The 20,288-nt window shown below is 66.5% G+C and carries 20 protein-coding genes; 12 read left to right on the top strand and 8 right to left on the bottom strand.

Annotation, left to right across the window (positions count from 1 at the left end; translation table 11 throughout):
- The first annotated feature begins 125 nt into the window (after window positions 1-125).
- From F8E02_RS12595 to uvsE, 8 genes are all read left to right on the top strand, one after another.
- A complete protein-coding gene (locus F8E02_RS12595; protein ID WP_317065958.1) occupies window positions 126-959 on the top strand; it encodes a helix-turn-helix transcriptional regulator in 834 nt (277 codons plus the stop codon).
- A gap of 154 nt (window positions 960-1,113) precedes the next feature.
- A complete protein-coding gene (locus tag F8E02_RS12590) occupies window positions 1,114-1,350 on the top strand; it encodes a hypothetical protein (RefSeq protein ID WP_317065957.1) in 237 nt (78 codons plus the stop codon).
- 97 nt (window positions 1,351-1,447) lie between these two features.
- Window positions 1,448-2,353 (top strand): hypothetical protein, encoded by a 906-nt coding sequence (locus F8E02_RS12585; protein ID WP_317065955.1) that lies wholly within the window; start codon window positions 1,448-1,450, stop codon window positions 2,351-2,353.
- 41 nt (window positions 2,354-2,394) lie between these two features.
- Window positions 2,395-3,849, top strand: a complete 1,455-nt coding sequence (locus tag F8E02_RS12580) for a thioredoxin-like domain-containing protein (RefSeq protein ID WP_317065954.1) — start codon at window positions 2,395-2,397, stop codon at window positions 3,847-3,849.
- A 52-nt stretch (window positions 3,850-3,901) separates the two neighbouring features.
- Window positions 3,902-4,474, top strand: coding sequence for a fasciclin domain-containing protein (locus F8E02_RS12575; RefSeq protein WP_317065953.1), 573 nt, complete (start codon window positions 3,902-3,904; stop codon window positions 4,472-4,474).
- Window positions 4,475-4,543: 69 nt separating this feature from the next.
- Window positions 4,544-8,383 carry a bifunctional RecB family nuclease/DEAD/DEAH box helicase gene (locus tag F8E02_RS12570; protein ID WP_317065952.1) on the top strand — a complete coding sequence of 1,280 codons (3,840 nt, stop codon included), beginning with the start codon at window positions 4,544-4,546 and terminating at the stop codon, window positions 8,381-8,383.
- A gap of 498 nt (window positions 8,384-8,881) precedes the next feature.
- A complete protein-coding gene (locus tag F8E02_RS12565) occupies window positions 8,882-9,772 on the top strand; it encodes an HhH-GPD family protein (RefSeq protein WP_317065951.1) in 891 nt (296 codons plus the stop codon).
- A gap of 33 nt (window positions 9,773-9,805) precedes the next feature.
- On the top strand, window positions 9,806-10,711 hold the full coding sequence (gene uvsE / locus F8E02_RS12560; RefSeq protein ID WP_317065950.1) for a UV DNA damage repair endonuclease UvsE: 906 nt from the start codon (window positions 9,806-9,808) through the stop codon (window positions 10,709-10,711).
- A gap of 297 nt (window positions 10,712-11,008) precedes the next feature.
- On the opposite strand, the gene F8E02_RS12555 is transcribed toward uvsE, so the two are convergent.
- The 8 genes from F8E02_RS12555 to F8E02_RS12520 form a co-directional block, all read right to left on the bottom strand.
- Window positions 11,009-11,434 carry a fasciclin domain-containing protein gene (locus tag F8E02_RS12555; RefSeq protein ID WP_317065949.1) on the bottom strand — a complete coding sequence of 142 codons (426 nt, stop codon included), beginning with the start codon at window positions 11,432-11,434 and terminating at the stop codon, window positions 11,009-11,011.
- Between the two features lie 39 nt (window positions 11,435-11,473).
- Window positions 11,474-11,929 (bottom strand): fasciclin domain-containing protein, encoded by a 456-nt coding sequence (locus tag F8E02_RS12550; protein ID WP_317065947.1) that lies wholly within the window; start codon window positions 11,927-11,929, stop codon window positions 11,474-11,476.
- A 64-nt stretch (window positions 11,930-11,993) separates the two neighbouring features.
- Window positions 11,994-12,425 carry a fasciclin domain-containing protein gene (locus F8E02_RS12545; protein WP_317065946.1) on the bottom strand — a complete coding sequence of 144 codons (432 nt, stop codon included), beginning with the start codon at window positions 12,423-12,425 and terminating at the stop codon, window positions 11,994-11,996.
- Between the two features lie 177 nt (window positions 12,426-12,602).
- Window positions 12,603-13,043 (bottom strand): fasciclin domain-containing protein, encoded by a 441-nt coding sequence (locus F8E02_RS12540; protein ID WP_317065944.1) that lies wholly within the window; start codon window positions 13,041-13,043, stop codon window positions 12,603-12,605.
- Window positions 13,044-13,175: 132 nt separating this feature from the next.
- Window positions 13,176-13,745: a DUF447 domain-containing protein gene (locus F8E02_RS12535; RefSeq protein ID WP_317065943.1), complete on the bottom strand. Its 570-nt coding sequence runs from the start codon at window positions 13,743-13,745 to the stop codon at window positions 13,176-13,178.
- A complete protein-coding gene (locus F8E02_RS12530; protein WP_317065942.1) occupies window positions 13,733-14,539 on the bottom strand; it encodes a triphosphoribosyl-dephospho-CoA synthase in 807 nt (268 codons plus the stop codon). Before F8E02_RS12530 ends, F8E02_RS12535 begins: the two co-directional genes overlap by 13 nt.
- A complete protein-coding gene (locus F8E02_RS12525) occupies window positions 14,526-15,665 on the bottom strand; it encodes a methanogenesis marker 9 domain-containing protein (RefSeq protein WP_317065941.1) in 1,140 nt (379 codons plus the stop codon). Before F8E02_RS12525 ends, F8E02_RS12530 begins: the two co-directional genes overlap by 14 nt.
- Complete coding sequence (locus F8E02_RS12520; RefSeq protein ID WP_317065940.1) at window positions 15,662-16,159, bottom strand: Holliday junction resolvase; 498 nt, start codon at window positions 16,157-16,159, stop codon at window positions 15,662-15,664. The genes F8E02_RS12525 and F8E02_RS12520 overlap by 4 nt, the downstream gene beginning before the upstream one ends.
- 77 nt (window positions 16,160-16,236) lie before the next feature.
- Between F8E02_RS12520 and cfbA the strand changes: the two genes are divergently transcribed.
- From cfbA to cfbB, 4 genes are read left to right on the top strand one after another with little or no spacing between them, the layout of a single operon-like run.
- Window positions 16,237-16,644, top strand: coding sequence for a sirohydrochlorin nickelochelatase (gene cfbA / locus F8E02_RS12515; protein WP_317065939.1), 408 nt, complete (start codon window positions 16,237-16,239; stop codon window positions 16,642-16,644).
- A 5-nt stretch (window positions 16,645-16,649) separates the two neighbouring features.
- Window positions 16,650-17,804, top strand: coding sequence for a coenzyme F430 synthase (gene cfbE, locus F8E02_RS12510; protein ID WP_317065938.1), 1,155 nt, complete (start codon window positions 16,650-16,652; stop codon window positions 17,802-17,804).
- Window positions 17,805-17,806: 2 nt separating this feature from the next.
- Window positions 17,807-18,874: a Ni-sirohydrochlorin a,c-diamide reductive cyclase catalytic subunit gene (gene cfbD, locus F8E02_RS12505; RefSeq protein WP_317065937.1), complete on the top strand. Its 1,068-nt coding sequence runs from the start codon at window positions 17,807-17,809 to the stop codon at window positions 18,872-18,874.
- Window positions 18,871-20,238 (top strand): Ni-sirohydrochlorin a,c-diamide synthase, encoded by a 1,368-nt coding sequence (cfbB, locus tag F8E02_RS12500; RefSeq protein WP_317065936.1) that lies wholly within the window; start codon window positions 18,871-18,873, stop codon window positions 20,236-20,238. The genes cfbD and cfbB overlap by 4 nt, the downstream gene beginning before the upstream one ends.
- Window positions 20,239-20,288 lie beyond the last annotated feature (50 nt).

Here is a 20,288-nt window from a genome sequence, read left to right as displayed (position 1 = left end):
GCTGTCTCAAGAGGTATCGGGCTTTCGGCTATAAGTGCACTGGGGTATGGAAGGGGAGCGGGAATTGGAGGGAGAGAATGGAAAGGATGATATGCGCCGGCCGGGATTCCTTAATTGTAAGGCCGATGACAGGAGTTCCCCCTCTTGAGATCTACGACGCGTACCATGACGAGATCCAGGCGATCTTCCGGTCGAGGCTCCTGACGCAGGTGCTGATCGCTCTCGGGAGCGGGAGCCGATCGCTCCCGGCCCTCCGTGACGCCACGGGAAGTTCGTCCCAGGCGCTCATCCCGAAGATCCGGCAACTGGAGGCCCTGCAATACGTCGAGCAGGTGCGGGGCGATTACGTGCTCACCCCGATAGGGAGGCTCGTCGAACCGGAGATCGAGCGGCTGGTGACGCTCATGGGGGTGCTCGGCCGCCACCGGGAGTTCTGGGTCGAACACGAACTCGATAGCATACCCCCCGAATCCCTCGGCGAACTGCGACACCTCTATAACGCGATGGTGATCCGGGATGTCGAAGAAGACATCTACGCCGTACACGCGATGTTTGCAGAGATCATCAGGAAGGCATCGTGGGTCCACGGCGTATCCTCGATCATGAGCCCCGTCCAGGCCAACCTGATCGAGCAGGTCATTATCGAGAACAAACCGGTCGAACTCGTCGTCTCCCCTGAAATTGCCGGGAAACTGGCGAAAGAACCGTACCGAGCCACTCTTGAGTCCCTGAAAGAGTACAGCCGCGCGGTCATCTACGTCTCCCCCGCGCCGTTTCGCCTGGGGATGGCAGTGACCGAGAGTTGCCTCTCGCTCGGCCTGTACCGGCGCGATACGGGCACCTACGACACCGCATCGGACCTCGTCAGCAGCGACCCGGCTGCGGTCGCCTGGGGGGAACGGGTCTTCCGACACTACAGGGCCATCGCAAGCCCGCTCTCGATACCGCCGGACAAATAACCTTTTTACGGGCTGCAAACCAGGTTTCCAGCCCGTTCAGTGCAAGGAGCGGCCCCCGCCCCGGAGCATCCCGGCCTTCGGGATTCATCGGATCGATGAATATTCATGGACGCAATTAATGTCTACCAGCCAGGGCAGATCCTTACGCATCGCCATGAGCATACAGAGGAACACCGGCCTGCTGGAGAAGGACGGCCCCGCCTGCCCCCCGATAGCGCCGGAACGGTCCGGAGACCCGGTGGCGGCGATGCAGCAGGACAGGACGAAGGCCGAGCGGTGGGGGTGCGCCTCGTGCAGTTGCTACGACCCCGGGTGCGCATACTGCACTTACATTCATACACCCGTAGCGATCCTCTTCGCCTGCCCGCAGGTCCTCGATCACCGCAGGTGACCCGGTCCTCCCGGCGCCGCCACAGTCAGGCACCCGAGCACACCGATACGGTTCCCGCCCCAATCTTTTTGTGCCACCCCCGTCATGGCGTAACCTGATGATCGCCATGCCAGGTGCGGACTACATCTACCCGAACGTCACCGAGATTGCCCGGCGGAGCGGGCTCCTCGAACGCTGGGGCCTCGCCGAACCCCTCGGCTGCACGTACGTCGAGGTCCCGGCCGACTTCATCAAGAACCGGACGGAGGTGGAGCGGACCGGGCAGGAGATCGGCTCCATGCTCAGCCGGTCGTCCGTCGAGCACCTCTACGAGCAGGACACGGACCTCCCCGGCACCCTCGCCTACGTCCTGCACACCGAACCGGCGGTCCCCCGCAGGGACCAGCACGGCAGGCAGGTCAGGGCGGAACTGCGGTGGCGCGACCCGGAATGGCTCGCGGCCTTCGGGGACATGCTCCTTGAGATCGAGGACTACCTCGGCGTCCCCCCGGAGATCATCGAGATCCACCCCGGCGACCGGAAGAACACCCATGCCGACATTGTCGAGGCGATGCACACCCTGATCGCCGCCCAATGGAACGCTTTCGGGGTGGAGCCCCTGGTGCTGCTCGAGAACCACAGCGACCAGAGCGTCGCGACGGCGGGGAGGATACGGGCGTTCTGGACGACGCTCAAGGACCTCCACCCGGAGATCGCCGGGCTTGCCGGGATAGCCCTCGACCCCTGGCACCTCCGCGCCGCCGCGAAGGAGGAGTTCCCCGGCGCGATCGGGGAGATCCCGGCCGACGCCCTGCGGGCCTTCCACATCCACAACAACCTGATGCCTCCGGCGGCGGACGACACGATCCCCTGGCAGGAGGTCTTCTCGGCCGTCCGCGGTCTTCCGGGGAGGGCCTGCATCAAACCCGTGGTCTACCAGAAGAGCCGGGTGGCGGAGGCGATCGCCTTCTGCGAGGAGATGCTCGCAGCGCCCCGGGCGGCGTATGCAGCGCCGCCGGCATGACGGGCCAAGGTTGATAACTCTGAAGTTCCAGAGGGGGCCGCATGCAACTGACGGCAGCCCCGGATCTCCCCGCGGATCTCGAGTGGCTCAACACCGATCGCCCCCTCGCCGTCCGCGACCTGGCAGGCAGGGTGGTGCTGCTCTCGTTCGGGACGTTCGCCTGTTCAAGCTGTATGCGGCTCGTGCCGGAGATCCGGCGCCTCAAGGAGGAGCACCCGGAACTCGTGGTCATCGAGATCCACTCCCCCGGCCTTGAGGCGGAACCGGTCACCGAAAACGTCCGCGAGGCGGTCCGCCGGGCGGGAGTCGACCACCCCGTCGCCGTCGACCGCGACCGCCGGGTCTGGCAGGCCTTCGGGGTGCGGGACTGGCCGACGTTCGTCCTGATCGACCCGGCGGGGAACGTCGTCGGAAGGACCACCGGGGAAGGCCTCTACGGGAGACTCAACCCGAAGATCGCCCGGATTGAAGCGGAGTTCGAGCGGCGCGGCGAGCTCTCGCGGCAACCCCTGCAGCCCGCGGCCGCGACGGAGGCAGGAAGCCTCTACCGCCCGGGAAAGATCGCCGCCGACACCGCCGGGATGCGCCTCTTTGTCAGCGATACCGGCCACCACCGGATCGTCGTCGCCGATGCCGGCGGCCGGATCCTCGAGACGATCGGTTCCGGGACTGCCGGGAATGCCGACGGACCGTTTACAAAAGCCGCGTTCTACCGGCCGGAGGGGCTCGCCTTCGACGAAGAAGCAGGCATCCTCTACGTCGCGGACACCGGGAACCATACCATCCGGCAGATCTCGTGGCCCGACCGGAGGGTCGTGACGGTTGCCGGGACGGGGCTTGAGGCGCCCGCGGCAGGCATTGCCGGTCCGGGGACAGGTGTGGCGCTGAGCGCGCCGCGGGACCTCGCCCTGATGGGCGGCCACCTCTACATCGCGATGGCGGGGTCACACCAGATCTGGCGGATGGACCTTGCCACTCACGAGGTGGAGCCCTACGCCGGTTCGGGCCGGGAAGCCCTCGCCGACGGTCCGCTCGAAGCGGCGGCCTTCGCCGGACCGTCGGGGCTCGTCACCGACGGCGAGGCGCTCTTCGTGGCCGACCGCGGGGCGTCGGCCATCCGGCGGATCAAGCGGGGGATGGTCGAGACCTTCATCGGGCACTCGCCCGACGACTTCGGCGACCTCGACACCATCGCCGGGATGGCCCGCATCCACCACGCGGCGGGGCTGGCCTACCACCAGGGCCTCATCTATCTCGCCGATACCGGGAACCACAAGATCAAAGAGTTCGACCCCGCGACGGGCTGGGTCCTCACCCGCGTCGGGAACGGCAACCGCGGCTACCGTGACGGGCTGTCGGGGGACGCAAGGCTGAACGAGCCGCACGGTCTCGTCCGGATGGGAGGGCTCTGGTACATCGCCGATACCGGCAACCACGTCGTCAGGGTCTACGACCCGACCCGCCACGCGGTCTCGACCCTGAACCTCTGGAGGTGAGAAGAACCGGTACTTTATCTAGGCGCAGGGCGGTATAGGTCTCCTTAAGACCATGCAGGCAACGCACGCACTCATACTCGCTCTGGCCGTCGCGGCGACGGTCCTCGCCTGCGGCTGCACGAGCCCGGTGGTGGATCCGACCGCAAACCAGACGAACGAGACCCTGACCGTCGAGAGCCTCCCGATCGCCGGGGTGCTCGACCGTGAAGGCAACTTCACGACGTTCCTCCAGGCATTCGAGGCGGCCGGGCTTGTGGGGACGATCGAAGGGCCGGGCCCGTACACGGTCTTTGCCCCCACCGATGAGGCCTTTGAGCAGTTTCCGGATGCCGTGATGGAGGGGCTCTTCAACGACCCGAAGGGTGCCCTCGCCGAGATCGCCCTCTACCATATGGTGCCGGGCAGGCACACGGCCTCCGAGATCGCCGCCAACCGGACGATCGCGACCGTCCAGGGCAACCGGGCCCCTGTCGAGGCCGATGGCGACGAAGTGACGGTAGGCGGTGCGGCAGTGGTCAGGACCGATATCCCGGCCGCAAACGGGGTCATCCACGTCATCGATGCGGTCATGATCCCGCCGGACGTGACGCTGCCGCCGGAGCCCGAAGAGAACGGCACCGGATGAGGGACGGCACCCGCCACTCTTTTCTGCCGGATGCCGAAAGGCAAGGATTTTCTTGCGATCCCGCACACCATGAGTGACAAACCCGGGGGAACCTCCCGGACCCGATGGTATCCCTCCATGCCCCGCTTCAACCTCAGCCCGTCACTCATCGGCCGCTACTTCTACCACGACTGCGAACGCTACCTCCGATACCACGCGACCCCCGAGCAGGAGCGCGAGGCGGCCGGGATCCCGGCGGTCCCGCCGGACAGGAGCCCGGTGACGAAGGCCCTCCTCGAGGCAGGGGTCCGGTGGGAGGAAGAGGTCGTCCGGACGAGGCTTGCGGGGCAGGTGCGCATCCCGGACGGGACGGGACCCCTCACCGGCCGGTCGTTCTCGATCGAGGAGAGTTTCGAGGTCCTCGCCCGCCTCTCACCGGGCGAGGCGGTCTACCAGCCGACCATCCCGGTCTCGGTCCACTTCCTCCGCAACTACGGCCTCGACCCGGACCTGCACCGCTTCTCCCCCTGCCGCCCCGACCTCGTCCGGCTCGACGGGGGGAAGGACGGAAAGCCGGTCCTCTCGGTCATCGATATCAAGGCGAGCGAGGACCTCAGCGTCAGCCACCGGGTCCAGGCGACGCTCTATGCCCTCATCCTCGACCACGCGCTCGATCTCGTCGGGATCGATCTCCCGGTCGACCTCGACCGGGCGGGGATCTGGCTCTACGGCGAGGACGAGCCGGAGACGTTCCGGCTGCACCTGAACATCCGGGTGATCGAGGACTTCTTCCGTCACCGTCTCCCGGACATTCTCGCCGGCCCGGCGGCAGACGTCCCCTGGCACATCACGTCGCGGTGCGAGGCCTGCGAGTTCTACCCCCACTGCCGGCGCGAGGCGGAGGCGACCGGTTCGGTCTCGCAGATCCCCGGCCTCTCCTCGGTCGGGCGGCGATACCTCCGCGAGGCCGCGTGGGAGGGCGGTGCTCCCATCGAGACGCTCGGCGACCTTGAACGGTTCCTCTCGGACCCCGCGAGCGACCGCCGCCTCGACGGCTGCGGGTCGCTTGCAGACCGGGGCGACCGCCTGCGGGCGACGGTCCGGGCACTCCGGGGAGGCGAGGTCGTCCCCCTCGCCGCGACGTCGCTCGCCCTCCCGATCTTCGAGGACGTCGGGATCGTCCTCACGCTCCAGAAGGACCCCGTCTCCGGCCGGGTCTACGCTCTCGGCTTCCGGCGGTTCAAGGGCGAAGCGGTCTTTAAGACCCCTTCCCGCGAGGCCGTCTTCGTTGCGGCGGGCGAGGACGACTGCGACCGGATCCGGCGGGAGTTCGTCCGTGCGCTCGCCGCGGAACTCAGCGCCGTCGACGAGTACAACAAGGGCCGGGAGTGGACCGACCAGAAGTCCGTCCAGACCTACGTCTACGACACCTACGAGGAGGACCTCTTCACGCGGCTGATCGTCGAGGCGATAGAGGACCCCGCGACGGCAGAAGACGCCCTCCGGCTCCGGTTCTACTACCAGGACCCCGGCATCGCTACGGGGTCCGCCCACCCGTCGGGATCGGTCCCGTTTCCGCTCGTCGTCCTGACCCGCGAGATCCGGCGGCTCCTCGCCCTCCCGGTCCCGTTCACCCTCCGGATGCCGGAGGTCCTCGCGGCCATCCCGTCCTCCCGCTTCGCCTACCGGCTCAACGCAGGCGACCTCTTCTGGAACGAGCAGAGCAACGCGATGAGGAGCGACGCCGTCATCATGGCCTGGAGCGGGTCCCGGCCGGAGGCCGCGGACTGGATCGAACAGGAGGTCTCGCGCCGGCTGATTGCGGCGGGGAGCGTCCTCGACGGGCTCCGCGAGCGGGTGAAGGGCGATCTCGTCCGCTGGGCGGAGAGGTTCCGGTTCCCGCGGCCGTGGGATGCCGCGACGCCGGAGATCTCCCGTCTCCTCTTCATCGCGGAGTACGAGTCGGCCATGGGTGCGCAGAAGGTCCAGGAGCTGCGGAGCAGGCCGTGGGACGCCCGGCTCCGCGACGGGATCAGCATCCCCCTCAAAAAGAGCGAGGGGAACTTCTGGAAGGTCCTCGCCCCCCTCGACCTCGCGCTCTTCGAGCAGTCGCAGGTCTTCAGTTACCTCCTCGTCAGAGACGACGACGCGGGGAGGGAGGCGCAGCTCTCCTTTGACGACACCCGCTACCGGGCGAGCATGAACCCCGGCAGGAGCGGGGCCTGCTTTGCGAAGGTCCGCGACAGCATCGTCGACCGGAAGGCCGGGCTGGTCAGGGGGCTCGTGCTTGAGGTGACGACCGGCCAGGGCTGCCCGGCCTTTGCGGAGGGCGATCTCGCGGTGCTGCACCCCCGGTTCACCGACTTTACCGTCCAGCGCGCCGTCGAACGGCTCCTCGACCTCGACGGCCAGCCGGAAAACCCGTTCATCCGCCTTCTCCGCGACCCGCAGGGGTTCGCCGGACCCGTCAGAGAGCGGGAGGAGGTCATCTGTGATGCAGAACGGCTCGCCCGTGATTCCGGGTTCACGAAGAGCCAGGAGCGGGCGTTCCGGCAGGTGCTGACGAACCGGCTCACGCTGGTCTGGGGGCCGCCGGGGACCGGGAAGACGCACTTCCTCGCGAACGCCCTCCTCTCGCTCGTCAAGGCCCGGCGGGTGCAGAACGAGCGGGTCCGGATCGGGGTGACGGCGTTCACCCACGCCGCCATCGAGAACCTGCTCGTCAAGATCCAGGAGTCCGTGGGCGGGTTCGGGCTGGACGCGGATCTTGCGATCTACAAGCTCAACGCCACACGGACCGCGAGGGGCGAGCGGAGCCTCGAGGCTCTCCCCCACGACCGGGCCGATACCGTCGCCGGGTGCCCGTCGCTCCTCCTTGGGGGGACGGTCCACAGCTTCGGCAAACTCGAGAAGTCCCTCCCCGCCCTCGACCTCCTGATAGTCGACGAGGCCTCGCAGATGCGGCCGGCCGAACTCGCGATGGCCCTCTCGGTGCTCGGCCGGGAGGGGAGGCTCGTCCTTGCCGGGGACGACCTGCAGCTCCCCCCGGTCGTCCAGGGCGCCTATCCGGCGCCGGAAGACGGCCTCCCGGGCCTCGAGGACTCGATCTTCGCCTACCTCCGGCACCGCGACGACCCCGCCCGCCCGGTCTACACCTGCCAGCTCCAGGAGAACTGGCGTATGAACCGGACCCTCTCGCGGTTCGCGGCCGAGACCCTCTACGGGCCCGGATACGCCCCCGCGACCGATCTGGTCGGGAGCCGGCGTATCGCTCTCGCAGAGGGAGAAACGGAGGAGTACATAGAGTGGGTCCTCGACCCCGCCTATCCCCTCGTCCTCTGCGTCCTCGAGAACGTCCGGACGACGGTCGAGAACCGCATCGAGGCGGCGCTCGCCGCCCGGCTCGCCTCCACGCTCCGCGAGCGGCTCATCGACCCCGAGACGGGCCGACCCTACCCTGCGGGGGGCGACGGCGACGCCCGCTTCTGGCAGCACGGGCTCTTCATCGTCAGCCCGCACCACGCCCAGATCGGTGCCGTTCAGGACTGTCTCGCCCGCGAGCGGGCCTGGGAGTCGCGGCCGTTCGTCGATACCGTCGACAAGATGCAGGGCCAGGAGGCGGAGGCGGTCATCGTCAGCTACGGCGTGAGCGACGTCGAGACCGCCCTCGCGGAGGCGGAGTTCATCTACAGCAGGAACCGCCTGAACGTCTCGCTGACCCGGAGCCGGGCGAAATGCGTCGTCTTCCTCCCCCGGCCGCTGCTCGAGCCCCCGCTCGACCTTGTCGGGGACGAGACGGCGGCGGCGGGGCTCGAGCAGATGCTCGACCTCCAGGAGTTCTGCCGGACCCACGGGGAGGCGCGGACGTTCTCCCCCGGCGGGGAGGCGGAAGGGGTCCGGCTCACGGTGATGCGGGCGCGGGAGGGGTGAAGATGGTGCAGGGAAGGGAGATCCCGTCTCGCAGCCTCGCGCGAAGGCGCGAAGACACGAAGTCCGGATAGTTACTGGCAGCCCCTTTCGCGTTCTTCGCGGCTTCGCGTGCGATAACGGGTACAGGAATAGTATGGCCTCACGCGAAGGCACGAAGGCGCGAAGACACGAAGGCCGGATGGTTACTGGCAGCCCCTTTCGCGTTCTTCGCGGCTTCGCGGCTTCGCGTGCGATAACGGGTACAGGTAGCAGTATCCTCACGCGAAGACACGAAGGCGCGAAGACGCGAAGTCCGGATGGTTACTGGCAGCCCCTTTCGCGTTCTTCGCGGCTTCGCGTGAGATAACGGGTACAGGTAGCCGTATGGCCTCACGCGAAGAGCGAGAACGCGAAGCCGCGAAGAGAGGGCCTGGACACTGCCTATGACCTCACACCATCGCGTGAGATCAGGGGTGAGGAAACCCCGCTCCCAACCTATATCCCCCGCCCGGCCGAATCATGGGTGTGATCGGCAGCCTCGACCCCGACCAGAACGACCTCGAACGGCGGATCCTCGAAGAGACCCGCGAGCACGGGGCCACCCCGGAGGCCGTCGGCCTCTTTTCCGACCTCATCCTCTCGCACTTCCGCGCCCACGGCCGCGACCTCCCCTGGCGGCAGACCGCCGACCCCTACCGGATCCTCGTCTCCGAGATCATGCTCCAGCAGACGCAGGTCGAGCGGGTCGCCGTAAGGTATCGTGAGTTTCTCGAGAGGTTTCCGGACTTCGCGAGCCTCGCCGCCGCCCCGCAGAGCGAGGTCCTCCTCGCCTGGCAGGGCATGGGCTACAACCGCCGGGCGCTCGCGCTCCAGAGGACCGCGCAGCGGGTCGTCGAGGAGTACGGCGGCCGGCTCCCCGCCGACGTCGAGACACTCGCGACCTTCCCCGGCATCGGGAAGGCGACCGCGGCGGCCATTGCCGCGTATGCCTTCAACACGCCGGTTGTCTACATCGAGACGAACATCCGCCGGGTCTTCATCCACTTCTTCTTCCAGGACCGCGAGGGGGTCAGGGACGACGAGATCCTCCCGCTCGTCGAGCGGGCCCTTCACCGCGAGAACCCGCGGGAGTGGTATAGCGCCCTGATGGACTACGGCACGATCCTGAAGAAGCGGACGGCGAACCCCAACCGGCGGAGCGCGTCGTACTCCCGGCAGAGCAGGTTCGAGGGCTCCGACCGGCAGGTGAGGGGAAGGCTGCTCGCCCTCGTCCTCGAGGAGGGGTCGGTCACGGAGGCGGAGGCGGCCGCCCGGACCGGGGAAGAGCCCGGCCGTGTGCGGCGGATCCTCGCCGACCTCGCCCGTGAGGGGTTCGTCGCCGAGAGCGAGGGCACCTACACCTGCCGGTAAGGTTGATGCCGGGCGGGCGCCACCCCTGATGGGATGAAGATCGGCTACCCGTGCATCAACCGGAGCGTCGGCTGCTCAAGCGGCCGCACGTTCCGGCTCGCCTCCTACTCCGATGAGCGGCTGATAGCGACCGTCCGCGAGAACCTCCGCTGCCTCGATACGATCCTCCGCTTCAACCTCGCATCGGACCTCCTCTTCTTCCGGATCACCTCCGACCTCGTCCCGTTCGGGTCGCACCCGATCGCTGCCGCACCCTGGGAGGAGACCTTCGCCGAGGAGTTTGCGGCGCTCGGCCGGTTCATCGACGACCACGGGATGCGGATCTCGATGCACCCCGACCAGTTCGTCGTCATCAACGCAAAAGACCCCGACATCATCGGCCGGAGCGTCGCGGAGCTCCGCTACCACGCCAGAGTTCTCGACGCCCTCCACCTCGATCGGACGGCAAAGATCCAGATCCACGTCGGCGGCGTCTACGGCGATAAAGAGGCCGCGATGGAGCGGTTCTGCCGCGAGTACTCCCACCTCGACGAGAGCATCCTCCGCCGGCTGGTCGTCGAGAACGACGACTCGCGCTACACCCTTGCCGACTGCCTCCGCATCCATGAGGAGACCGGTATTCCCGTCCTCTTCGACGCCTTCCACCACCACCTCAACTCCTCAGGCGAGGGGGTGGCCGAAGCGGTGAGAGAGGCCGCCACGACCTGGGAGCCGCACGACGGCATCCTGATGACCGACTACAGCACCGCGATGCCCGGCGGGCGGCGGGGGCGGCACGCGGAGAGCCTTGATCCCGCCGATTTTGCGGAGTTCCTCAACCTGACCGCACCGACGGATATGGACATCATGCTCGAGATCAAGGATAAAGAGAAGAGCGCCCTGTTGGCCGTCGGGATCGCCCGCCGTGACGGGCGGTTCCGTCTGCAGCAGGAGCATTAGTTGACACCTGCATCCGAAACCTCACGCGAAGATCGCGAAGCCGCGAAGAGTATTGGGTGCTACCCCAATCTTCCTTTCGCGTCCTTCGCAGCTTCGCGTGAGGCTGTATCATCGCTCATAAATCGTCATCTCACGCGAAGCAGCGAAGGACGCGAAGGAGGGTAGGTGGGTGTTTTAATCCTCTTTGCGGCTCGCACCTGCGGTGCTCGAACTCACTTCGCTCGCACTCCGCGTGAGACGCCAAACCATCACGTATCAGGACCAACAAAAGAAGGTGAAATTGTCCAACGGGTCAGCTCAGGGCGCGACGATCTCGATCGTCGGCGGGACGAGCGCCGACGCTATCGCGTGGCAGATGCCGTTCGTGCAGAACGCGTCGGTCTCGACGAGCGGGACGCTGTTGACGGTGATGCCCCGATCCGACGACCGGAGGATGAGGTCCGTCCCGAGGCTCGACCTGACGGCGGCGATGCTCCGGAGGTCTTCTGAGGTGAGCTGCCCCGGCACGACATGGTAACTCAGGATCAGGAGAAGTTTGTCCGGGTCCTGCCGGAGTTCGTTCATCCGCTCTTCGGGGACCCGCGAGAATGCCTCGTTCGTCGGGACAAAGACCGTGAACGGTCCCTGCTCACGGAGAGCCTGCTCCATGCCCGCTATCCGGATCAGGTCGAGGAAGACGCTGAGGCCCTCGGAGTCCTCCAGGGTTTCGATGATGTTCTTCATACTGCTCTCTCCAACCGCCCCAGTCAGGCGCCGGATTATTTATACGTTCTCACGGGCACCCGTCCCGGCCGGCACGGCAACCACCCCGGCACCGCGGGGCAGGAGCAGCGCGGAGATCGCGTGGCAGATCCCGTTGGTGCACCACGCGTCCGACTCCATGACCGGCACGTTGTTGACCAGCACCCCCTCCGGCGCGACCTCCACGGCCAGGTCCTCGCCCTGAAGCGATCGCAGGGTCCGGATACCGATGAGATCGACCGTAGAATGGACTCCGGCAACCATATGGTACCTCAGAATATCGGCGAGCCGGCCGGGGTCCTTGCGGACGGCGGCGAGCCTCTCACCGGAGGCCGCGCGGAAAGCGTCGTCGTCCGGGACAAAGAGCGTGTAAGGGCCTTCCCTGCCGAGCATCTCTTCCATGCCGGCCTCCCGCACGAGATCGAGAAACGTCCCAAACGACCCCGAATCCCGCAACGTCACGAGGATACTCTTCATGTGAACCTGCTCCGCCGGGGAGATGGAGGGGCGGGGATATATAATGGTTGGGGTAAGACCGCCCTCAGGGCGCCTTCTGCATCCGTGCCTCGACCGCCCGCGGCAGGAGCACCCTGTCGATGACGTGGTATATGCCGTTCGTACACTCGACGTCGGGCTGGACGACGGCAGCGTTGTTCACCCGCATCCCTTCCCCGGCCTCGATCTCAAGGTAATCACCCTGCAGGGTCGTGATGGCCTCCATCCCTGAGAGATCCCGTATGGTGAGCTTGCCCCTGACCACGTGATACAGGATCATGCCATTAAGCCTCCCCCGGTCGTTTGCGATGGCATCCAGTGCCTCGTCCGGAAACCTGGAGAACGCCTCGTCCGTCGGGAAAAATGCCGTATACGGTCCGCCTCCCCGAAGGGTCTCCGTCAGACCCCCGGCCTCCAGCATCCGAACAGAGATGCTCAACCGGCCGTCCTCCCGGGCAGTCTCAACGATATCCTTCATGCATGAACCTCCTGACAGATGCCGCCCAGATCACCTCATATGGTATATAAAATTACGTTTATCGAGGATTTCGAGGCGCACGTCGTGTTCCGGAAGGACGGGGCGCTCCGGGAACGTGCAGGCTCCCGCCGGAGCGGGAGTGCCGCCGCCCGCCGCGCCCCGGCCGGCTGCACCGCTCTACTTTGCTGCGTAGGCCTCGAAGGCCTGCGAGAGCGTCACGAACGGGATCCCGTCGAGGGCGTGGACGATGCCGTTCTCCGTCTCCATGTTCCCCTCGATGACGACGGCCTCGTCCACCTGGGTCCCCCGCTCGGTCTTCCGGACCATGATGGGGTTCCCTTCGACAGTCTTCACAACATTCTTTGAGAGCAACGCGTCGAGCGTGCATTTGTGCCCGCTGATCGTGAAGAAGTCGATAAGATGCGAGAGCATCTGTTTGTCGTTTAAGATCATCGCCCGGTTCGGTTCGGGGATCGCGTCCCAGGCCGAGTCGACCGGGGCAAAGAACGTCATCGGTCCGTCGCCCTGGAACCTCTCGTCCTTGCCGAGGGTCTGGATGATCTCAGCGAGCCGCGTGAACCTTCCATCGTTCTTCAATGTATCAAAGATCTTCGCCATATCGGATACCTCCCTTTAGGAGGCCCTCGTGAGGCATTATTGTATATATTGATTATTATATTACAGAAAATATGAGAAAATGGATACACGCCTATCCCGGAGCGTGAAGTCTCCTGCCCGAAAGCAGCCCTCTCACTCCCCGGTAAGACCTGCGATATACCCCCGGAGGAGGTCGAGCGCCTCCCACTCCCGGGGACCGCCGCACTTCCGGGCGAGACCGGCGTGGTGCTCGATCAGTTGCCCGAGCCAGGGGTCGCGGGTCCGGACATAGCGGGTGGCGTGGACCGTCGCGTCGACGATGCTCGCAAACCCCCTGTTCACCGGGTGCAGCCGCAGATCGAGCACCTCCTCGTGGACGGGGACGAGCCGGACAGTGATCGCCTCGTCGCTCGACCGCTCGACGTCCGCGGCGAACGCAGCCCAGGCCTCCGCGTCGCGGAGACGGGAGACGACCATCCCGTCGATCGCCTCCTCTACGAAGGCATCCTCAGGCAGATCCTCAAACGCCGTCCTGACGTAGAGGACCGGATCGAAGACGAAGTTCGCCACCACCCAGCGGTCGCGGGCGACGTTCCTCGCCGTGTGGCTCCCCCGGAAGAGGACCATGTGCAGGGAGCCCCCGCGGTTGATGATCCCCATCGGGGCGGCGTTGTTATCGGTGGTCGCGATGACCTCGTTGATCCCCTCGGTCAGCAGTCCCACTGCCACCCCTCCCCGAGCGCCACGTAAATCCCCGCGATGGTGATATCGGCTATTGAGCCCGGGTTGATGCCGTCGGCGACGCACTCGGCGTCGAATGCCGCAAGGTCCTGTTTGCCGTCGCGCACCTCAGCCGCGCAGCGCATCGTCCGCTCAGCGACCTCGGCCCCGTGCTTCTTTGCGATGAAGGTGTCCGGCTCCGTCGCGAGGAGGTCGAGGAACGCCGCGACGATCGCCTGCCGGCCGCACCCGTGCGCATGGAGGAGGTCCGCGCACCGGCGGGTCAGGGCAAACCCGTTCGTCCACTCCCGCGCAACCATATCCCGCGGCGCCGAGTAGGCCATGATGTCGGCGAGGGTCATCCCCCGCTCCCGGATCGCGGCGACCGAGGCCGGGTCGTTCACGTCGAGGTCGTCGCTCTTCCCCATCCGGACCTGCGTGAGGCCGAACGCCGCGTAGAACTCGATTGCGTCCGTAACATCGGTCCCGGCGACGACCCGCCGGGCACCCTCGATATCCCCCCCGATGACGAGCGGGAAAAGAAGGATGAACGCCCCGAAGTGGGTGTTGCCCCCCGAATGGGTGTTCGTCGCGAGAACCGCCTCCCGGATCAGGCTCCCGACCCGGCCGCCGGCCTTCTCGGCCGCATCGAAGGCGGGCCGGGAGAGGATCGTCGAGGCGAGGAAGTGCTCGAGGCGGGTATCGCTATAGTCGTGGCACCGGTCCACGTTCCCCGGTTTCGGGTATGCGCAGACCTCGAGCATCATCGCAAGCTGCGCCTTCTCAGCCCGACTCATCGGCGGTCTTGCTCTCATCGAAGATCCTGTGCACGATCTTGTCTGCCAGGCGGTGCTTGCAGCGCATGTACTCCCGCGGCGAGAGGCCTTTCTTCTCGAGCGTCATGTTCCGGAACATGCAGGGCGTACTGCTCTTGCAGCACCAGGCGAGACTCCCGAAACAGGTGCTCTTCCCGTCGTCGAGTTCCGTCCCCTTCACCGCGTCCTGCTTGATCTTTAAGTACTCGTTCCGGGAGAGACCGATCTTATCGAGGGTCGGGATGAGCGGGCAGGCCTTCACCGGCATGCAGCAGAAGGTAAGCGCCCGGATATCCCCGCCGCGGCAGAGCTGTTTCGGGGCGTTGTACCAGCCGCCCTCCTCGGCGAACCGCGTGATGGCGGCATCGAGGCCAGCGAGCGTCCAGGGGTCGGACTGCCGGGCGAGCGAGACGAGGTCGGCCCCGTGCGAGAAGGCGTCCATCGCCTTGTCAAAGGAGGTGATGGAGTTATTTGCGATGAGCATCAGGGGCGAGGCGTTGCGGATCTGGCGGAGCCTCGCGTGCCCGAAGTCCATCAGGTCGACGTGGAGGATGTCCGCCCCCGCCTTCCAGACGGCGCGGGCGAGATCGCCGTCGTTCGCGGCGACGCCGGCACGCATCTTGACCGAAACGGTCACGCCCTCGGCTTTCAGGGCACGGACGGTCTCGACGAGTTTTGCCGGGTGGTGGAGGAGGTGCTCGCCGCACCCGGCCTCGACCATCGCGGGCTGACGGCAGTGAGCGTCGATCTCGTAGACCACAGCATCTTCGAACGCACGGGCGATCTCTGCGTAGGCGGCGGGCGTGCTCCCGCGGAGGTTGATACCCGTAACGACGTCGCTCTGTTTCAGGGCGTCGATCTCCTGTGCGAGCGCCTCGATGGGATCATCATATACGAACTCTTTTCGGCCCTCCGCCGCCATCCGCCGGCTCGCGTCAAGGGTGGGAGCGTCGATGGAGTAGCCGCCGATGAAGGCGGCGCCTATGTGGGCCGCCCGTTCAAGAACGTAGGCCGCGTCCACGATCCCGGCCATGGACGCGATTGCCACCGGTGTTTTTACGACCCGATCGTTTATGAGGAGCTCAAAACGATCATATGCTTCCATCATGATTCTCCATCTGTTGGCGGTGCGAGAGGATATTGATTTGTGTCGAGCCCCGGCAGGTCGTACTCCTCCCCGGCACGGTCGAGCGTGCAGCAGAGCCGGAAATCGTCAAGCGGGATACCGGGGACGTTTCCGTAGTACTCGAGCACCTTCTCCCAGGGCATCAGGTAGGCCTCCTTCGCCCTCCCCGCACCGAACCGGAACTCGACGGCGAGGAAGCCCCGCCGGCCGGTCTTCCTGATGAAGTCGGTGATCGAGTCGATCTGGTGGACGTTGTTCTTATCGGAGTGGAAGTGCTGGGAGAAGTAGATCTTTTTACCGGAGATCGATTTGCACTCGATGGCCAGGTAGTAGCGGGGGTCGAGGGAATCGACCAGGACATCGACGTACTGGGTATTGAACATGCTCTGCTTGAGCCGGTAGGCAAACCCGTGGACCTGTCGGTGCGAAAAGAACCGGTTGAGGCAGTAGGTGATATCCCGTTCGAAATTTGCCATTCAATAGAGGTTGGGGGTCGGGCCCATAAAAACAATCGGTAATTATTTTAAGGTGATCTCGTAGTACCTTGTAACGTATGAGCAAAAAAGGAATGTTACTGGTTGGCCACGGAAGCAAACTCCCCTACAACAAGGAACTGATCGAGACCACCGCCGATCTCATCGCCAGGAAGTCCGGCGAATACATCGTCCGGCCCGGATTCATGAGCCTCAACACCCCGACGGTGGAGGAGCAGCTCGAGGCGTTCAGAGGCGAGGATATCGATATGCTCGTCGTCGTCCCGCTCTTCCTCGCACGCGGCGTCCACATCGAACAGGACATTCCCGAGATCATCGGCCTCCCTGCCGGCGCCCGGAAGGGCGAGTTCCGGCTGAACGGGAAGACCGTGCCGCTCGTCTACGCGAACCCGATCGGCAGCGACCCGCTCCTTGCCGAACTGATGCTGAAGAACGCGTCCGACGCGGTCGCCGAACTGAAGCCCTGAGGCGCATGCGAATCCTGGTGCTGGACACCATCCACGGCGGGGCGGAACTCGCCGCGGCACTCCGCGGTGCCGGCCACGAGGTGGACGAGGTGGACGTCTACCGCGGGCGGGCCGGCACCCCCATCGAGGAGGCGCTCGTCCGCACCTACGATCTCGTCACCGCGCCGGTCCATCTCGACCCGGACCACCCGCTCCTCGCCGAACACGGGCCCGCAATCTCCCACCACGAGATGGTGCAGCGGGTCCTCGGCGAACGGTTGCCGCACCCGTTCATCGAGATCACCGGGGCACGGGGGAAGACCACCACCGCCCACGCCCTCGCCTCGCTTCTGCCGGGACCGGGGATCCTGCACACCTCGACCGGGACCTACCGCTACCCGGAGCGGGAACTGCTCTGGAAGAAGAGCATCACGCCCGCCTCCCTGATCCCCGCAGTCCGCGAAGCGGAGCGGGTAGGCGGCTGGCTGGTCGCCGAGGAGTCGCTCGGTGTTTCCGGCGCCGGGGACGTGGCGGTCCTGACGTCTCCCGACGACTACCCGGTCGCGGCGGGGAAGAAGAGCGCGATCGCCGAGAAGTGCCGGCTGGTCGGCCGGGCGGCGAAGGCCGTCCTTTCGCCGGGGATCGAGCTCCCGGGAGGGGTCAGGGCCGATTCAATCGTCACCTTCGAGGGAGGGAGGTGCCGGTATGCCGGGTTCGGGGTTGCCGGCACGTTCAAAAACCCGCTCTGCACGCTGGCCGGCTACCGGACACCGCTCGCGCTCGCGGCGGCGACCGCCTGCGTCCTCGGGATCGATCCCTCCCCGCTCGCGGCATTCGCCGCCCTGCCCGGCCGGATGGCGGCACGGCGGGAGGGAGACCTCCTCATCCTCGACAACGCCAACAGCGGGACGAACATGGCGACCACCGTTGAGGCCGCCCGCTACGCGCGGGAACTTTCCGGCGGCTGTCCCCTGACGCTCGTCATCGGCGAGGAGGCACATGCGGTCTGCGAGGGGTTCTCGGCCGAGAACATCCGGCGGACGGTGGCGGCAGTCAACCCGGCGGCGACCGTCTACGTCGGGGAGGGGCACGAGGCCCCGACACTCGAGGCGGGGCTCGCCCTCGCCCGGAAGATGACCCCGGCAGGCGCGGTCGTCCTCGCAGTCAAGACGTGGAGATAACTATGGACTACATTCAACCAAGACCGAGTTCAATCGTCGCGGCGCTGTATACCGCCCGCGACCTGGGGGTGGACGTGGCGATCCTCCACGGCCCGTCGGGCTGTTCGTTCAAGCACGCCCGGCTCCTCGAGGAGGACGGCATGCGGGTGTTGACGACGTCGCTCGCCGACAACGAGTTCATCTTCGGCGGGCACGACCCCCTGATGCGGGTCCTCCGCTACGCGGAGGAGACGTTCTCGCCGCAGCGGATCGCGGTCGTCGGGACGTGCGTCTCGATGATCATCGGCGAGGACCTCCAGTCGGCGATCCAGGACGCGGGGGTCTCGACGCCCGCGATCGCCGTGGACATCCACGCCGGGTTCCGCGAGAACATCGACGGGGTGCTCGCGACGCTCGAACCCGCCGCAGCGGCAGGCTGGATCGGCGCCGACGAACTGGAGCGGCAGCGCTACCTTCTCAAACAGGCAAACGAGGTCGAGAGGCTCCGGGGGGCGGCATCCCGGACCTACATCGAGCCCTCCCGCGGCGACCTGAAGCACGTCGCGGCAGAGCGGCTGGTGGAACTCGCCGACTCCGGCGCGAAGGGGGTCGCGGTCATGAACGCGAAGAAGGAGACCGCCTACATGTTCGCCGACGAGCTCGTCGCCCTCCACGATGCCTGCCCGGACGCTGCCGTCACGTATATCGCGAACCTCGAGGACCGCGGCCTCCCGAAGGTGCGGGACGACGCCGGGCGGATCCTCGCCGGTATGCGCCAGCGCGGGGTCGACCCCGTCCTCCTCGGGGCGCTCGACGAGTACGGAGCGAACGGGACCGCGATCGGGGAACGGATCCGGGACGAGAGCCCCGACTTCGCCCTGATGGTCGGGGTGCCGCACGCCGTCCCGCCGGAGTATACCGAAGGCATCGAGGTCTTCTCGATCACGAACGGCCCCCGACAGGTGGAGCCTCTGCGGGAGATGGGGCACCGGCACGTCATGGTCGAGATCGACCTGCACCCCAAGACCCTCGGCGTCCGCGAGATCGTCGCAAGCGAGTTCGGGGAAGTCCTGCGGAGCATGCGGCGATGAAGTCCTTCCTCGTCGCCGGCGACCGCTCCGGGAGCGGGAAGACGAGCATCACGCTCGCGCTCTCGGCCCTCCTCTCGGCAACCCGGACCGTCCAGACCTTCAAGGTCGGGATGGACTACATCGACCCTTCCTACCTTGCGGGGGTGACGGGCCGGCCCTGCCGGAACCTGGACGGCTACGTGATGAGCCCGGCCGAGGTCAGGGGGGTCTATGCACACGGCTGCCGGGGAGCGGATATCGCCGTCGTCGAGGGAGTGCGGGGGCTCTTTGAGGGCGCGGAAGCCCTCACCGACCTCGGGAGCACCGCCGCTATCGCCAAGCAGCTCGACCTGCCGGTCGTTTTAGTCATCAACGCCCGGAGCATCACCCGGAGCGCGGCGGCGATCGTGAAGGGCTTTCAGGCCTTCGACCCGGACGTCGATATCCGGGGGGTAATCTTAAACAACATCACCGGGACCCGCCACCAGGAGAAAGCGGTCAGGGCGATCGAGCACTACTGCGGTATTCCGGTCGTCGGCGCCATCCCCCGGACGGCGGAGATGGAACTTGCCATGCGCCACCTGGGCCTCGTCCCCTACCGGGAGGGGCAGGAGCACGGGGAGTTCCTTGGCCGGATCGAGGTCGTGAAGCGGATGATCGGGGATCACGTCGACCTTGAGGCGCTGCTTGGACTCGCAAAAGAGGCCGGGTCGCCGGCGGAGGAGCGTTCCCTGTATCCGGCGGTCGAGCCGGACGTCCGGGTAGGCGTCGCGCTCGACGAGGCCTTCAACTTCTACTACGCCGACCTCTTCGACGTCCTCGCGTCGTGCGGCGCGAAGGTGGTCCCGTTCTCCCCGATCCACGACCGGCTGCCGGAGGCCGACGGCTACATCCTCGGCGGCGGCTACCCGGAGCTCTTCGGGGCGGAACTCGAGGCGAACACCGCGATGCGGGAGGGGCTCTTTGAGGCCTCGCGGAACGGCACCCCGATCTACGCGGAGTGCGGGGGGCTGATCTACCTCACCGAGCGGATGGTGCTTGCCCGCGGTTTCATGGACGCGGACGAGGAGAAGTCCTACGACCTCGCCGGGGTCTTTGCAGGTCAGACGAGGATGCCGGCCCGACGGATGCTCGGCTACGTCGTCGGGACCAGCGCGGCCGAAAGTCCCGTCGGCGAGGCGGCGTTCAAGGGGCACGAGTTCCACTACAGCAGCGTCGATCTCGCGCCGGAGACCCGGTTTGCCTACCGGCTGAGCCGGGGGAGCGGGATCCGGGGAGGATACGACGGTGCGGTCCGGGATAAGACGCTCGGGAGTTACACGCACCTCCACCCGGTGACGAGCCGGGGGATGCTCGCCCACTTCACGGACTGCTGCCGGGGCTGAGAGGCTCGAAGCGACCCCTCCTCCCGTGCTGCGGGTCCCAACTCCCGGCT

This window comes from Methanoculleus caldifontis (genome assembly GCF_032842345.1).
Taxonomy (GTDB): domain Archaea; phylum Halobacteriota; class Methanomicrobia; order Methanomicrobiales; family Methanoculleaceae; genus Methanoculleus; species Methanoculleus caldifontis.
The sequence above is the reverse complement of the archived record's forward strand: the minus strand, read 5'-3'. Positions and strand labels throughout refer to the sequence as shown.